Origin of the sequence: Thiobacillus sp. (assembly GCA_024235835.1) — a bacterium.
Lineage (GTDB): Bacteria > Pseudomonadota > Gammaproteobacteria > Burkholderiales > Thiobacillaceae > PFJX01.
On record JACKLQ010000001.1, the window covers coordinates 1,619,761 to 1,634,781 of the forward strand.

Here is a 15,021-nt window from a genome sequence, read left to right on the forward strand (position 1 = left end):
ATGAAGCAAAGCCTACAACTCAAGCTGCACCAGCAGCTCACCCTCACGCCCCAACTGCAGCAGTCCATACGTCTGTTGCAGCTGTCCACCTTGGAACTGAGCCAGGAGATATCCCAGATGCTCCAGGAGAATCCCATGCTGGAGCGCATGGACGGTGCGGACCGTTTCGAGAACGAACACGCACCGGGCGAGGCAGGCGAGGAGGCCGCCAGGACGGAACGGGACGAGGTCTATGAGGAGATGGCCTGGGGCGACCGGTCCGTGGCCCCTTCCCATGGCGGCAGCAACGACGATGACGAGGACCACGATTTCCAGCAGGCCGACAGCCATCATGACAGCCTGCAGCAGCACCTCCACAACCAGTTGAGCCTCACGCCCCTGGGGCAGCGGGACCGGCAACTGGTGAGCCTGCTCATCGAGGCCCTGGACGACGACGGCTACCTCACCAGCAGCCTGGAGGAGCTGTCCGAGCTGCTGGGCGAGCACCCCTCCGAGGAACTGGAGGTCGACCCTCTGGAGCTCACCGCCGCCCTGAAGCTGCTGCAAAGCTTCGAGCCGGCTGGCGTGGGGGCCCGGGACCTGGGCGAATGCCTGTGGCTCCAGCTCAACGCCATGAACCCGGCCAGCCCCAACCTGGGCCTGGCCAAGACCCTGGTGAAGGAGCATCTGGCCCTGCTGGCGGAGCGGGAGTACGGCAAGATCAAGAAACTTCTGGGCCTCACGGACCACCAGTTCATCCAGTTGCGCCAGCTCATCACCTCACTGAACCCGCGCCCTGGCGCCTCCTTCACCCCCCTGGACGCCCGTTATGTGGTTCCGGACGTATTCGTGAAGAAGGTCAAGGGCCTGTGGATCACCAGCCTCAACCCGGACGCGGTGCCCAAGCTGCGCATCAACGAGATGTATGCCGGCATCCTGAGGGCCAACCGGGAAGGCGGCGGCGGTCTGTCCGCCCAGTTGCAGGAAGCCCGCTGGCTCATCAAGAACGTGCAGCAGCGCTTCGAGACCATCCTGAAAGTCTCCCAGGCCATCGTCGACCGCCAGCGCATGTTCTTCGAGCACGGCGAGGTGGCCATGCGGCCCCTGACCCTGAAGGAGATCGCCGAAACCGTGGACCTGCACGAGTCCACCATATCCCGGGTCACCACCCAGAAGTACATGATGACCCCCAGGGGCCTGTTCGAATTCAAGTATTTCTTCGGCAGCTCCCTGGCCACCGAGGAAGGCGGCGCCACTTCCAGCACCGCCATCAAGGCCCTCATCAAGCAATTCATCGAGGCGGAAAACCAGACCAAGCCCCTGTCGGACAACACCATCGCGGAACACCTGGGCAAACAGGGCTTCGTGGTGGCCCGCCGCACCGTCGCGAAGTATCGCGAAATGATGAACATCCCCCCTGCAAACCAGCGCAAGTCATACTAGGGCGCGCAAAACAAGGAGTACCTATGAACCTCACCATCACCGGCCATCACCTGGACGTGACCCCCGCCATCCGCGGCTACGTGGAGGAAAAGATGGGCCGCATCACCCGCCATTTCGACCAGGTCATCGACGTGTCCGTGATCCTGGCCGTGGAAAAGCTCAAGCACAAGGCGGAAGTGAACCTGCACTTGCGTGGCAAGGACATCTACGTGGAATCCATCGACGACGACATGTACGCCGCCATCGATGCCCTGGCGGACAAGCTGGATCGCCAGGTGCTCAAGCACAAGGAAAAGAGCGGCGACGTGCACCGGGAATCCGGTGGCCTGAAGCGGCAAAACGCCGCCATGGAGTAAGCCTCCGCATCCCCATCTTCCTGGCCGTACCGCCACAAGCGGCACGGCCGGCGACCAGTGGATCGAAACATGAACCTCATCACACCCCTGCTCAAACCCGACAACGTCCTGGCGGACCTGGACGTCACCAGCAAGAAGCGCCTGTTCGAGCATGCTGCCCAATTGATCCAGGCCAGTCACGGCGTGGACGCCCAGGAAGTGTTCGAAAGCCTGTTCTCCCGGGAAAAGCTGGGGTCCACCGCCCTGGGCTACGGCATCGCCATCCCCCACGGGCGTATCAAGCATCTGGGCGAAACGGCCTGTACCTTCTCGCGCTTGCGGACCCCCATCGAGTTCGACGCCCCGGACAACCAGCCCGTGGACCTGGTATTCGTGTTGCTGGCCCCCGCCGCAGCCACCGATGTGCACCTGCAGATCCTGGGAGAACTTGCGGCCATGTTCTCGGACGAGGGCTTCCGCGCCCGCTTGCGGGCGGCGCCTGACCCGGCGGCCCTCCATCGCCTCTTGACAGAGTGGACGCCCTAGCCCGGAGTCCTGCCTAGCGCGTTCCCTACCGTGTCCGCCGAACCCGTTCATCACGTCACCCCCCACCACATCTCCGTGGCGGAGCTGTTCCAGAAGGCTGGCGAGCGCTTTCGCCTCAACTGGGTGGCGGGCAGGAATGGCGGCCAGCGTCAGCTCACCTCGGACACGGTCCAGAAACCCACCCTGGCCCTCATCGGCCACCTGAATTTCGTCCATCCCAACCGGGTCCAGGTGCTGGGCTGCGCGGAAATGGACTACCTGCGCCGCCTGGGCCACGAGGCCCTGCAAATGGCGGTGGACAACCTGTTCTCCACCGAGATCGCCGCCGTGGTGGTGGCCAATGGCGAGTCCGTGCCCCAACCTCTCATCGAGGCCGCGGACCGCACCGGCACGCCCCTGTTCACCTCGCCGGAGCAGAGCCCCGCCCTGATGCGGGTCATGTCCCACATGATGACCCAGGCCCTGGCTCCCTCCACCGTGCTGCATGGCGTGTTCCTGGAGGTCTCCGGCCTGGGAGTACTGCTCACCGGCGACCCGGCCATAGGCAAGAGCGAACTGGCCCTGGAACTCATCACCCGGGGCCATCGCCTGGTGGCGGACGACGTGCTGGAGGTGTTCGCTGTTTCCCCCGACACCCTGGAGGGACGCTGCCCTTCCCTGTTGCAGGACTTCATGGAGGTCAGGGGGCTGGGGGTGCTGAACATTCGCCGCCTGTTCGGCGAAATCGCGGTGAAGCACCGCAAGAACATCAAGCTCATCATCCACCTCACCCTGGCGGAGAAATGGCACGAGGTGGACCGCCTGGACATGCGCGCCAGCGACCGCCACATCCTGGGGGTGTCTGTGCCGGAAGTGCGCATCCCCGTGGCCGTGGGCCGCAACCTGGCAGTGCTGGTGGAGGTGGCCGTGCGCAACCACATCCTCAAGCTGCGGGGCATCAACCCCTCGGCGGAATTCATCGACCGCCAGCGGGCCGCCATTGCCGAATCCACGCCGGAAAGCGACGAACCTTGAGACTGGTGCTCATCAGCGGTCTGTCCGGCTCAGGCAAGAGCGTGGCCCTCAAGGCCATGGAGGACGCGGGCTTCTACTGCATCGACAACTTGCCCGCCCCCCTGTTGCCGGAAACCATGGAACACATGCGGCTGTATGGCGTCCGGGACACGGCGGTCAGCATCGACGCCCGCAGCGGCGCCAACCTGGTGGACCTGGGCCAGGAACTGGACCGCCTGCGGGCCCGCATGGAAGTCCGCGCCCTGTTCCTCACTGCCCGGGAGGACACCCTGGTACGGCGCTTCTCCGAGACTCGCCGCCGTCACCCCCTCTCCTCCGGCGAGCGTTCCCTGGAGGAGTGCATCCGCGAGGAGCGTGACATGCTGGCCGCGCTGGCTGACCACGCCCACCTCATCGACACCAGCGACCTGTCCGCAAACACCCTGCGGGCCCAGATCAGGGGCGTGCTCAGCCTGGAAAGCGCCGCCTTCACCCTGGTATTCGAATCCTTTGGCTTCAAGCACGGCATACCCCTGGACGCAGACCTGATATTCGACGTGCGCTGCCTGCCCAATCCCCATTACGACCCGGCCCTGCGTCCCCTTACCGGCCGGGATGGTCCCGTCATCGCCTTCCTGGAAACAGCCCCCCAGGTGGGGGAGATGCTGGAGGACATCCGCGCCTACGTCTCCAAGTGGCTGCCCGCCTACATCAGCGACAACCGCAATTACTTCACCGTGGGCCTGGGCTGCACCGGCGGTCAGCACCGGTCCGTGTACTTCGCCGAGACCCTGGCGACCCACTTCCGCCAAAACATGCAGGTGCTGGTGCGCCACCGCCAGCTGGGATAAGCGCAGGGGCAAGATTCAAGATGCAAGAGTCAAGGAGCCGACCTCCGAGCCTGGACGAGCACGGGCACTGGCCGGCCTGGCTGAAAGCCGTGAAACCGGGTGACTGGCTCATCCTGGCCGCCGGCCTGGCCCTGGTGGCCGGCCTGTGGCTGAACCAGGCAGGGAGCCTGGATGGCCGGGTCGTCATTCGCCTGGACGGCCAGGTCTTCGCCGAGGCCAGCCTGCGTCTGAACCGCGTCATTCCCGTGCCCGGTCCCCTGGGGGAGTCCCGGGTGGAAATCCGCGACGGCAAGGTGCGGGTGGCCGCCGATCCCAGTCCCCGCCAGCTGTGCGTGAAGCAGGGCTGGATTCCCCCCGGCGGCGCGGCCGTTTGCCTGCCCAACCGGGTGGCCGTGGAAAACGCCGCTGCCGGGTATGACTCCCTCAACTACTGAAAAGACCAAGGCACTCACGGCCACACCCGAGGATCGCCGGGTGGCCACCCTGGCTGCCGCCGCCATAGGCCTCACCCTGGCCGAGGCCGCCATCCCCCTGCCCATCCCCGGCGTCAAGCCGGGCCTGGCCAACATCGTGACCCTGCTGGTGCTGTACCGCTACGGCTGGCCCATGGCCGCCTGGGTGGCGGGCCTGCGCATCGTCGCCGGGGCCCTGGCCATGGGCCAGTTTCTCACCCCCGCCTTCGTGCTCTCCCTCACAGGCGGCGCCATGAGCCTGTTGGCCTTGGCCTGGGCCGTACGCCTGCCACGACGCTGGTTCGGCCCCGTGGGCCTGTCGGTGCTGGCGGCTTTCGCCCACATCGGCACCCAGCTCCTGGTGGTGGACCTGTGGCTCATGCCCGGCGGCAGCCTGATGTCCCTCATGCCCCTGTTCCTCACCGCCGCCCTCATCACCGGCCTGGGCAATGGCCTGGCCACGGCACATCTGCTCAAATACAACCAGGACAACTCGGAATCGCCATGAAACGCATCACCCTCGCCCTCACCGGCGCCTCCGGCATGGCCTATGGCGTCCGCCTGCTGGAATGCCTGCTTCAGGCCGGCTGCCGCGTGGACCTGCTGGTCTCCCAGGCTGCCCGCATTGTCGCCAAACAGGAACTGGACCTCGCCTTGGCCGGCGACAATGCCGCCCTGGCGGAACTGTTCAGCAGCCGGTTTTCCGGCGGTGAGTTGAACGTCTACGGAGAAAAGGAATGGTTCGCCCCCGCCGCTTCGGGCTCCAACCCGGCGGATGCCATGGTGGTGTGCCCCTGCACCATGGGCAGCCTGGCGGCCATCGCCCATGGCCTGGCGGACAACCTGGTGGAAAGGGCCGCGGACGTGATGTTGAAGGAACGCCGGCCCCTCGTGCTGGTCCCCCGGGAAACGCCCTTCTCCCTCATCCACCTGCGCAACATGACCGCCCTGGCCGAGGCCGGGGCCACCATCCTGCCGGCCAATCCCGGGTTCTATCACCGCCCGGCCAGCGTGGCGGAGGTGGTGGATTTCGTAGTGGCTCGGGTACTGGATCAACTGGGCGTTTCCCATCGACTGGTCCAGCGTTGGGGTGACTGATGACCATGTCCCGTGATCATCCGGGCAGAAAAACCCTTATAAAACTATGCCATTGGCGCGGTGCCCATTAAGATGAGCACATGACACTGGAACGGCGCACCGAACCACGGGTGGAAGTAAGGCTCCCATTACGACTGGACAATGGAGATTTGGCCATTACCCGGGATGTCAGTCCCCAGGGCCTGTTCTTCGAGATTGAGGGAGAGCGCCTCCTGGGCGAGGAAATCGACCTGAGCGTGGGACTCAGCATTCACGGCCGTCCGGTCTGGCGGGAAAACCACTACAAGGTGGTTCGCGTCGAACGGCTGCCGGGCCGAACCGGCGTGGCGGTCCAGTTGTTGTCCTGACCTTCCGGGACTGCACGGCGTCTCCTTTTCACCCCCCGACGCCCACTAGCGCCGCTGTCCCCGGTCCCATCCCCGGGCAAACCCCGCCAGACCCATGAGGCCCCGTACAAACCCGTAGGCCAGCCAGGATGCCGCGCGGGAATACCAGGGTATGCGCCGCCAGGCCATGCGGTGGATGCGATGTCCCCCTTTGCGCATCACGTCCTCCAGGCTGGCCTGCAGCTTCATGGCAAAGCGGCGATCGTGGACCACCACGTTGGCCTCCCTGGCCAGCAGCAGGCTGAGGGGGTCGATGTTGCTGGAACCCACCGTAGCCCAGCGAGCGTCCACCACCGCCGCCTTGGCGTGGAGTTCGGTGGCGTTGTACTCGAAGATCTCCACCCCGTTCTCCAGGAAGTGCCGGTAGAGGGCACGACTGGCGGCCCGGTACAGGGGGTGGTCGGTGTAGCCCTGCATGATGAGCACCACCCGCACCCCGCGCTGGGCGGCGGCCACCAGGGCACGGCGGAATCGCAGTCCCGGCAGGAAATAGGCGTTGGCGATGAAGATTTCCAGGCGCGCGTGGCGGATGGCCCCCAGGTAGGATTTCTCGATGGCGCGTCGCCCTCCCAGGCTGTCCCGCACGACGAATTCCGCGTGTTGTTCCCCCACGGGTTCGGCGATGGGCTTCAGCCACACGTCCTCGCCCCGGCGCAGGCCCAGGCGGCTCCAGAGCACCCGGCGCCAGAGCCGGTAGGCGCTGGCGTGGATGTCCGCCACCAGGGGACCTTCCACGGCCACGGCGAAGTCCCGCCGGGGCTGGGCCAGGCGGCCCTCGTCCAGGTCATCAACAATGTTGATGCCTCCCACGAAGGCCAGTCGGGCGTCCACCAGGGCCAGCTTCCGGTGCATGCGCCGCAGGCGGTGGCGATGGCGGCGCAGGGGAAAGGACAGGCGCCCAAGTTCCGGGCGGAAGAACACCACCTCCACCCCGGCGTTGCGCATTTCGAAGCGCAACTGCTCGGGCAGATCCCGGGCGCCAAAGCCGTCCAGCAGCACCCGAACGACCACACCCCGCTGGGCCGCCCGCATAAGGGATCGGGCCACGGCCAGGCCCGTGGCGTCGGCACGGAAGATGTAGCTTTCCAGGTGCACTTCGTGCCGGGCCCCGTCGATGGCCCGCAACAGGGCGGGGAAATAGTCCGTGCCGTTTTCCAGCAGGTTCAGGCGGTTGCCCGGGCGAATCATGGCGATGCCTGCCTCAGGCAGCGGCCGGGGTGGGCTTCAACTGGGCGGTGAGGGCGGCGTGGTCAGACAGGCGGCGCCAGTTCTGGCCATGCAGCACATGGGCCTCGGTGACGTCGAAGCCCCGGGTGTAGATGCGATCCAGGCTGAACAGGGGCAGAGCGGCGGGAAAACTTCTGGCCGGGCGTCCGTGGGCGGTCTCGAACACCTCCCTCAACCCCAGTTCCGTCGCCAGGTAGGAGCCGGCCCGCTGGCGCCAGTCGTTGAAGTCTCCGGCGATGATGAGGGGGGCGCCGTCGGGCACCATGCGTCGGATGCGTTCCGACAGGTGGTGGATCTGCTTGCGCCGGCCCGACTCGTTCAAGGCCAGGTGCAGGCAGATGGCGTGCAGGGGCTGGTCCAGGCGGGGCACCTCCAGTTCGCAATGGAGCAGGCCCCGGCTCTCGAAGGGATGAGCGGAAATGTCCACGTTCTCCCAGCGCAGGATGGGGTAGCGGGACAGGATGGCGTTGCCGTGGTGGCCATGGTCGTAGACCGCGTTCTTGCCGTAGGCGGCGTCCCGCCACAGGTCCCCCGCCAGGAATTCGTGCTGGGGGTTGCTGGGCCAGGCGTTGAAACGGCCGCCGTGATGGGCGTGGTGGCCCTGGACCTCCTGCAGGAACACCACGTCGGCGTTGATGGCCGCAAGCCGTGCCCGCACGTCGTGGAGCACCAGGCGCCGGTTGAAGAACGACAGGCCCTTGTGAATATTGTAGCTGGCGATGCGCAGGCTGTTTTTCATGGGCTGGATGAACGCCGCGTCAATGGGCCTGGGGTTCCTTTTTCGACGCGGGTTCCTTCTCGCCCTCCTTGGCGGGGGTTTCCACCTTGCTCTTGTCGATGGGCTCAAGCTCGATCATCTTTTTCTTCGGCTTCTTGCTGGCAAGGGACTGGCCAGAGGTGGACACGGTGGGCTCCATGGCTTCCATGTTGTTCTTGAGCATGTACTCGTTCATGTCCTTCCAGCCCGTGAACATGGCGGGCTTGGAGGCATCCGGATTGAGCCGGAAGCAGTCCTCGATGCCCCTGCCGGCATGGCGGCAGGCACTGCCGATGGCCTTGCCCTCCGCCTCCAGCTTGGCCGGGTCGGGAATGCCCGCCCGCTCCTTGAGCTGGTCGCATCCCGCCAGCGTCAGTGCCGCTGCCAAAAAAGCCATCCGACTCATCACGCGCCTTCCCCCAGCCTGAAGTGCATTGCTATTTGAACCAGCCCCGGAGGCCGGTGTTGCTGCCCCGCATCCGGCGCTCCGCCTCCCGCCCCACGGCCTCGAAGCGCTTCTTCACCTCGTCTTCCACGAAGTATTCGGAAACCAGGGGCGGCAGGGGAGCGATGGGAATGATACGGGAACGGTAGAACAGGGTGACCGGCGCCTTGTCGCCGACGATCTGCCACTCCCCGGTCATGGCCAGCACCTTGCCGGAAACGGAGCGGAAACGGATCAACCGGTTGGGGCTTTCCTCCATGAGCAACACCACGTGGTCCGGCATGACGAAGGCGAACAGGCCGGCATCGGCGATCTGCTCCACCCTCTTGGGCGCTCCCGGGGGGGAGATAAGTCGGCTGGACACCATGTCCGGGATGAAGGTGGCCAGCTTGTTGTAGTCCGTGAGGGTGGCCCACACGGTGTCGGCGTCCGCCTGCAATACCTGGCTGGCTTCCACCCGGACACCGGACAGGCCCGTGCTGGCGGTCACCTTGGCGGAGGCGGCCTGGGTCGTGGCGGCCATGAGGGCCAGAGTCAGGCCCAGACAGAAATGGTTTATTACGTTCATCCAGGGCTTCACTTTCCAGCCCTCCTTTCGATTTCCCGCCCGAAGGCCTCCACCCAGGTAGTCACCTGCTGCTGGGCGATGGTGGGCGCCAGGGGAGGAGGAATGGGTGTCTTGCTCAAGTCCATGCGCATGCTGTAACTCAGTTTCAGGGGACGCTCCGCACCCAAGCGCCAACTGCCCCCCACATCCTTGAAGGGCCCGGAGAGGAACTGGATGTCCATGCCCTCCAGGCGGTATTCGGTCACCCGCATGACCCCTTCATAGGGCATGCGCACCTGGCCGGCCAGTACCTGGCCCCGCTGGGCGATGGTCTTGGCGCCGTTGACGGCCTCCAGCACCTGGTTGCCGGTGATGCCCGGCACGAACTCCGGGAAGCGGGCGTAATCCGTCAGCACCGCCCAGGCCGTGGCCCGGTCTGCCTTGGTCAGCATGGAGCCTTCCACCACCAGAATCATGCCCTCCTGGCGCGTGTTGAGCTGGGGCACAGTCCGGCCGCCAGCCCCCTCGGCCAAGCCCGGACCCGGCAGCCCCAAAGCAAGACATAATAGAAATACTGCTTGCGCACCTTTGTTCATCATTAAAAGTATATCCAGCCCAGCCCCATGCAGGTGCCTTCCTTGTTCCATTCCCACCGATTAGCCGACCTGGTGTTGGCAATCGTGTTGCTGTTGGGCGCCTGGTCCTACTTCACCATGCCCCGGGCCCAGTACCCGGAAGTGAACCTCAACTGGGTGGCCGTGGCGGTGGTATGGCCCGGCGCCGCGGCCCAGGACGTGGAACGGGAGATCGCCCGTCCTCTGGAGAACGCAGCCCGCCAGGTGCAGGATATACACCTGGTGGCCGCCACATCCCGGGACCACGTGGCCACCTTGCTGATCCGCTTCCGGGACATTCCCCACAGCCGCTTCGAACAGCGCTTGGTAGCCCTGGACCGAGAGATCCGCCAGGCCTCGGCAGAGTTCCCCAAGGAAGCCCGGGCACCACAGGTCATCGAACTCACCTCCTCCAACTTCTTCCCCACCGCCATGGTGGCTGTTAGCGGCGAAGCGGCGGACGGCCGCATCTGCCAGCGGGCCGAGGCGATACGCGCCCAGTTGGAGAACCTGCCCGGCGTGGCCCGGGTCCAGGCCTATGGCCAGCGCGGCCGTGAACTGGAAGTGCGCTTCGACCCGGAGGCCCTGTTGCGGGAACGCATCTCGGCGGAAACCCTAACCCGGGCGGTCATGGACCAGACCCGCACCTATCCCGCCGGCATGGCGGACATGTCAGGCCGGCGCTACGCCATCCGCGTGGAAGGCCTGGGGCCGAATCCGGACTTCCTGGCCGAACTGCCCATCGCCACGGAGGACGGTCGCCGGGTGCCCCTGTCGGACATCGCCAAGGTGCGCCTGGGCGTCTCCCCTACCCGCGAACTGGTGCACCTGAACGGCAAGCCCGCGGTACTGCTTTCCGTCATCAAGAGCGAAGGCGCCAACAGTCTGGCCCTTACCGACACCATCCGGGACTTCGTCCAAAACAGGAACACCCAGGAAGGTAACGACCTCCTCAAGCTGGTGGACGACCAGAGCCAGGCCACCCGGGAATCCATATTGGTCATGGAGAAAAATGCCCTGTTCGGCATGGCGGTGGTGCTGGCGGTGACCTGGTTCTTCCTGGGCCAGCGCATGGCCCTGCTCACCAGCATCGGCGTGCCCTTCGCCCTGGCGGGCATGTTCCTGTTCCTCAACCTGTCGGGGCAGACCCTGAACGTCTCCGTGCTGCTGGGGGTAGCCATTGTGCTGGGCATTCCCCTGGACGACGCCGTGGTGGTGGCGGACGCCATTCGCGTGCGCCTGGCCGCCGGGCTGGATCGGATGTCCGCGGTGAAGGGCGCCCTGGCCGAGGTGGCCCAGCCCGTCACTGCCTCCGTGTTCGCCACCTGCCTGGCTTTCGCCCCCCTGCTGTTCCTGCCCGGTCTCATGGGGCGCTTCATGTTCGTCACCCCCCTCACTGTGATCGCCACCCTGCTCATGAGTCTGCTGGCCTCCCTGTGGCTGCTGCCCCGCCACGCCCTGTCCTGGGGCGGGTGTGGCACCGAATGCGCCCAGGGCCAGGGCTGGCGCACCCGCATGGGCCGCAGCCTGCGCCGGGCCTATGGCCGGGGCCTGGCCTGGGCCTTCCGCCACGTGACCGTCGTCGCCCTGATGTTCGGCACGCTGTTCCTGGCAGCCGGCCTGGCCCTGGGCCTGGAATGGGTCAAGCCCCGCTGGTTCGCCTCGGACCCCCTGCGCATATTCAACCTGAACGTGTACACGCCCCCCGCCACGCCTCTGAAGGAGGCCCTCAAGGCCACCGAGGACGTGGAGAAGGTAGCCAGAAAAATGGCCCGGCCCGGGGAGGTCAACGCCACCCTGTCCATGGCTGGCCTGCAGTTCACCCCCCGTGAACTGGTGCTGGGGGAACACCTGGGCCAGGTCACCGTGAGCCTGGCGCCGGAATCCGCCGGCGCCAGGGGCGTTGACGCCTTCGTGGCCGACCTGCGCCAGGCCCTGAAAGCCGCGGGCAAGTCGGACGTGACGGTACAGGTGCTGTCCGCCGACCTGCCCATGCTTTCCAGCCTGTCCCTGCGCCTCACGGACGCTCCCCTGGAACGCCTGGCCGCCGCCGCCCAGGACCTCTCCGCCGCCCTGGCCCGGACCCCGGGGTTCACCGACACCAACGACGACACCCGCTTCAGCCAGCCCCGCATGACCCTGAAGCTGGACGCCACCGCCGCAGCACCCGTCGACCTGGATCCCTTCAAGCTCGCCGCCCTCATCCGCCTCCACTTCGAGGGCATCCCGGCCGGCAAGGTGGTGGACGACGAAGAGACGCTTGACGTGGTGGTGCGTGGCCAGCCCATGGGGGACGAGGCCCTGCAGCGCTGGCTGTCCCAGCCCTGGAAATTGCCGGACGGCCGCAGCATCAACCCCGGCGAACTGTTCACCATGCACATGGAAAACACCCCCGGCGAGTTGCGCCGGGTGAATGGCGAGCGCACCGCCACGGTCATCGCCGGCTTCGATCAGGACCACCTCACCGCCGCCCAGGCGGTGGAGCGGGCGGAAGCGGTCTGGAACGAAATGGCGCAACGCCATCCCGGCGTGAAACTGGCCCAGGGGGGCGAACTGGACGACGTGAAGGCCAGCCTCAACGACCTGCTGGCCCTCCTGGTGCTGGGCTTCGTCCTCATGTACGGCCTGCTGGCCCTGCAGTTTGGTCGCCTGGTGCTGCCCCTGGTGATCCTGGCCACGGCCCCCATGGCCCTGGCCGGCGTAGTCATCGGCCTCTGGATCTCGGGCCAGCCCGTCACCCTGTACACCCTCTACGGGGGCGTGGCCCTGTCCGGCGTGGCGGTGAACGCCTCCATCGTCCTGGCCTCCGCCGGCGAGGACCGCCTGGCCCTGGGCATGCACCCCCTGAGGGCCGCCTTCCACGCCGCCCGCCGGCGCCTGCTGCCCATCATCATCACCACCCTCACGGTCATCGGCGGCCTCGTCTCCCTGGCCTTCGGCTGGGGCGGCGACTCCCTGCTATGGGGCCCCGTGGCCTCCGCCATCGTCTGGGGCCTGGCCGTGGCCACGCCCTTGACGCTGTTCGTCACGCCGTTGATGCATGGGTGGCTGATGGGGTTGCGGTTGAGGCGGGAAGGCCTGCCTCAGGCCAGTTCCTCGCTAGGCTAGTTCTTCAATATCGTAGATGCGCCGGTGCTCGCGGATGGCGTAGCGGTCGGTCATGCCGGCGATGTAGTCGCTCACTGCACGATGCAGGTTGCCTTCGGCCCGCTCCCGGTGCTCGGGGGGCAGCAGCTTGGGGTTCGCCGTGAAGGCCTCGAAGAGTTCACGCAACAGCCGCCGGGCCTTGCCGCTCATGCGCTCCACCCGGTAGTGGCGATAGAGGTTCTGGAACAGGAAGCGCTTGAGCTCAAGGCTTTCCTCCCGCACCGCCGGACTGAAGGCGGCCAGGGGCGGGCAGGCGCGCACATCGTCGATGCTCCCGGGCTTGTGCTCCGCCAGATTGCGGCGGGTCTGCGCCACCATGTCCACCACCAGGGTATTAATCATGCGCCGCACGGTCTCGTGGATGAGGCGGCGGTCATTGAGGTCTGGGTAGCGCACCCTGACCTGGGCCAGGTGGCGGGCGAAGAGGGTCACGCCTTCCAGTTGTTCGAGTGAAATCAGGCCGGAGCGCAGGCCATCGTCCACGTCGTGGTTGTTGTAGGCGATCTCGTCCGCCAGGTTGGTGATCTGGGCCTCCAGGCTGGGCTGTTGCCCTATCAGAAAACGCTCGCCCACGTCCCCGAGTTTCTCGGCATTCTTCTTCGGGCAGTGCTTGAGGATGCCTTCCCGGGCCTCGAAGGTGAGGTTAAGACCCTCGAACTCGGCGTATTTCTGCTCCAGTTCGTCCACCACCCGCAGGGATTGCAGGTTGTGCTCGAAGCCGCCGTGGGCCTGCATGCACTCGTTGAGCACGTCCTGGCCCACGTGGCCAAAGGGGGTGTGGCCCAGGTCGTGGGCCAGGGCAATGGTCTCGGTGAGGTCTTCGTCCAGGGACAGCATGCGGGCCAGGGTACGGCCGATCTGGGCCACTTCCAGGCTGTGGGTGAGGCGGGTGCGGAACAGGTCGCCCTCGTGGTTCACGAACACCTGGGTCTTGTATTCCAGGCGGCGGAAGGCGGTGGAATGGACGATGCGGTCCCGGTCCCGCTGGAATTCCGAGCGGGGGGCGGCAACGGGTTCCGGGTGCCGGCGTCCCCGGGTCTGGCTGGTCTGGGCAGCGTAGCTGGCCAGATCAGCCACGGGCCACGGCCTCGGTGAGGGTGGCCTTCAGGGCCGCCGGATCATAGTCGCCGCTGACGAAGGCCTCGCCCAGATGCTTGAACAACACGAAGCGGATCTTGCCGCCTTCCACCTTCTTGTCCACGCCCATGTATTCCATATAGGCGGCCTCCCCCAGGTCGGGGGCCACGGTGGGCAGGCCGGCCCGCCGGAACAGGGCGGCCATGCGGTCCACGTCGGCCTGGTTGATGAGGCCCATGCGCCAGGACAGGTCCGCCGCCAGCATGGTGCCGGCGGACACGCCTTCACCGTGGAGCCAGACGCCGTAGCCCATGCCCGCCTCGATGGCGTGGCCGAAGGTGTGGCCCAGGTTCAGCAGGGCCCGCTGGCCGGATTCCCGCTCGTCCGCCGCCACCACTTCCGCCTTGTGTTCGCAGGAGCGGCGGATGGCGTAAATGAGGGCCTCGGTATCCCGGGACACCAGCCGGTCCATATTCGCCTCCAGCCAGGCGAAGAAGGCCGCGTCCCGGATCAGGCCGTACTTGATGACCTCCGCCAGGCCGGCGGACAGTTCCCGATCGGGCAGGGTCTTGAGGGTGTCGGTGTCCGCCAGCACCAGTTGGGGCTGGTAGAAGGCGCCGATCATGTTCTTGCCCAGGGGGTGGTTGATGCCCGTCTTGCCCCCCACGGAGGAATCCACCTGGGCCAGCAGGGTGGTGGGCACCTGGATGAAGGGCATGCCCCGCTGGTAGCAGGCGGCGGCGAAGCCCGTCAGGTCGCCGATGACCCCGCCCCCCAGGGCCACCAGGGTGGTCTTGCGCTCCGCCCGCTGGGTGAGCAGGGCGTCGAAGATGAGGTTGAGGGTTTCCCAGCTCTTGTAGGCCTCGCCGTCGGGCAGCACCACGGAGTCCACCAGCACGCCCGCATTGCGCAGGGTCTGGCTGAAGCGTTCCAGGTACAGGGGCCCCACGGTGGTGTTGGTGACGATGACCGCCCGCTTCTGTTTCAGGAGGGGCAGCACCAGGCCGGCCTGGTCCAGGAGGCCAGGGCCGATGTGGATGGGATAGGAGCGATCGCCCAGGTCGACGCTCAGTGTCTGCATGGGGGTTTGCATTCAATTTCTCTGTCAAATTGCCGATAAGCGG

The 15,021-nt window shown here is 66.4% G+C and carries 17 protein-coding genes; 10 read left to right on the forward strand and 7 right to left on the reverse strand.

The features are described from left to right. The 9 genes from H6935_08030 (at position 1) to H6935_08070 (ending at position 6,044) form a co-directional block, all read left to right on the forward strand. Complete coding sequence (locus H6935_08030) at positions 1-1,422, forward strand: RNA polymerase factor sigma-54 (protein MCP5278295.1); 1,422 nt, start codon at positions 1-3, stop codon at positions 1,420-1,422. 23 nt (positions 1,423-1,445) lie between these two features. Then, the gene (gene raiA / locus H6935_08035; GenBank protein ID MCP5278296.1) at positions 1,446-1,778 is read left to right on the forward strand and encodes a ribosome-associated translation inhibitor RaiA; all 333 of its coding nucleotides are present in this window, start codon (positions 1,446-1,448) and stop codon (positions 1,776-1,778) included. Positions 1,779-1,847: 69 nt separating this feature from the next. Beyond that, positions 1,848-2,303, forward strand: a complete 456-nt coding sequence (gene ptsN, locus H6935_08040; protein ID MCP5278297.1) for a PTS IIA-like nitrogen regulatory protein PtsN — start codon at positions 1,848-1,850, stop codon at positions 2,301-2,303. A gap of 69 nt (positions 2,304-2,372) precedes the next feature. Beyond that, positions 2,373-3,317 carry an HPr kinase/phosphorylase gene (locus H6935_08045; protein ID MCP5278298.1) on the forward strand — a complete coding sequence of 315 codons (945 nt, stop codon included), beginning with the start codon at positions 2,373-2,375 and terminating at the stop codon, positions 3,315-3,317. Further along, positions 3,314-4,147, forward strand: a complete 834-nt coding sequence (gene rapZ / locus H6935_08050; GenBank protein MCP5278299.1) for an RNase adapter RapZ — start codon at positions 3,314-3,316, stop codon at positions 4,145-4,147. Before H6935_08045 ends, rapZ begins: the two co-directional genes overlap by 4 nt. A 20-nt stretch (positions 4,148-4,167) precedes the next feature. Beyond that, positions 4,168-4,581, forward strand: coding sequence for a NusG domain II-containing protein (locus tag H6935_08055; GenBank protein ID MCP5278300.1), 414 nt, complete (start codon positions 4,168-4,170; stop codon positions 4,579-4,581). Next, positions 4,562-5,107, forward strand: a complete 546-nt coding sequence (locus H6935_08060; GenBank protein ID MCP5278301.1) for a Gx transporter family protein — start codon at positions 4,562-4,564, stop codon at positions 5,105-5,107. The genes H6935_08055 and H6935_08060 overlap by 20 nt, the downstream gene beginning before the upstream one ends. Then, positions 5,104-5,697, forward strand: coding sequence for a UbiX family flavin prenyltransferase (locus H6935_08065; GenBank protein ID MCP5278302.1), 594 nt, complete (start codon positions 5,104-5,106; stop codon positions 5,695-5,697). Before H6935_08060 ends, H6935_08065 begins: the two co-directional genes overlap by 4 nt. Before the next feature lie 80 nt (positions 5,698-5,777). Then, positions 5,778-6,044, forward strand: coding sequence for a PilZ domain-containing protein (locus H6935_08070; protein ID MCP5278303.1), 267 nt, complete (start codon positions 5,778-5,780; stop codon positions 6,042-6,044). Between the two features lie 45 nt (positions 6,045-6,089). On the opposite strand, the gene clsB is transcribed toward H6935_08070, so the two are convergent. From clsB to H6935_08095, 5 genes are read right to left on the reverse strand one after another with little or no spacing between them, the layout of a single operon-like run. Then, positions 6,090-7,271, reverse strand: a complete 1,182-nt coding sequence (clsB, locus tag H6935_08075) for a cardiolipin synthase ClsB (GenBank protein MCP5278304.1) — start codon at positions 7,269-7,271, stop codon at positions 6,090-6,092. A 13-nt stretch (positions 7,272-7,284) separates the two neighbouring features. After that, the gene (locus H6935_08080; protein ID MCP5278305.1) at positions 7,285-8,049 is read right to left on the reverse strand and encodes an endonuclease/exonuclease/phosphatase family protein; all 765 of its coding nucleotides are present in this window, start codon (positions 8,047-8,049) and stop codon (positions 7,285-7,287) included. Positions 8,050-8,068: 19 nt separating this feature from the next. Beyond that, a complete protein-coding gene (locus H6935_08085; protein ID MCP5278306.1) occupies positions 8,069-8,464 on the reverse strand; it encodes a hypothetical protein in 396 nt (131 codons plus the stop codon). 40 nt (positions 8,465-8,504) lie between these two features. Beyond that, complete coding sequence (locus H6935_08090) at positions 8,505-9,080, reverse strand: SRPBCC family protein (GenBank protein ID MCP5278307.1); 576 nt, start codon at positions 9,078-9,080, stop codon at positions 8,505-8,507. Between the two features lie 8 nt (positions 9,081-9,088). Beyond that, on the reverse strand, positions 9,089-9,565 hold the full coding sequence (locus tag H6935_08095; protein ID MCP5278308.1) for a hypothetical protein: 477 nt from the start codon (positions 9,563-9,565) through the stop codon (positions 9,089-9,091). Between the two features lie 117 nt (positions 9,566-9,682). Here H6935_08095 and H6935_08100 point away from each other — a divergent pair, with 117 nt between their 5' ends. Then, complete coding sequence (locus H6935_08100; GenBank protein MCP5278309.1) at positions 9,683-12,781, forward strand: efflux RND transporter permease subunit; 3,099 nt, start codon at positions 9,683-9,685, stop codon at positions 12,779-12,781. Here H6935_08100 and H6935_08105 read toward each other — a convergent pair. Further along, positions 12,773-13,897, reverse strand: a complete 1,125-nt coding sequence (locus H6935_08105; GenBank protein ID MCP5278310.1) for a deoxyguanosinetriphosphate triphosphohydrolase — start codon at positions 13,895-13,897, stop codon at positions 12,773-12,775. The two genes, H6935_08100 and H6935_08105, sit on opposite strands and share 9 nt — an antisense overlap. Next, positions 13,890-14,978 (reverse strand): 3-dehydroquinate synthase, encoded by a 1,089-nt coding sequence (gene aroB / locus H6935_08110; protein MCP5278311.1) that lies wholly within the window; start codon positions 14,976-14,978, stop codon positions 13,890-13,892. Before aroB ends, H6935_08105 begins: the two co-directional genes overlap by 8 nt. Positions 14,979-15,021 lie beyond the last annotated feature (43 nt).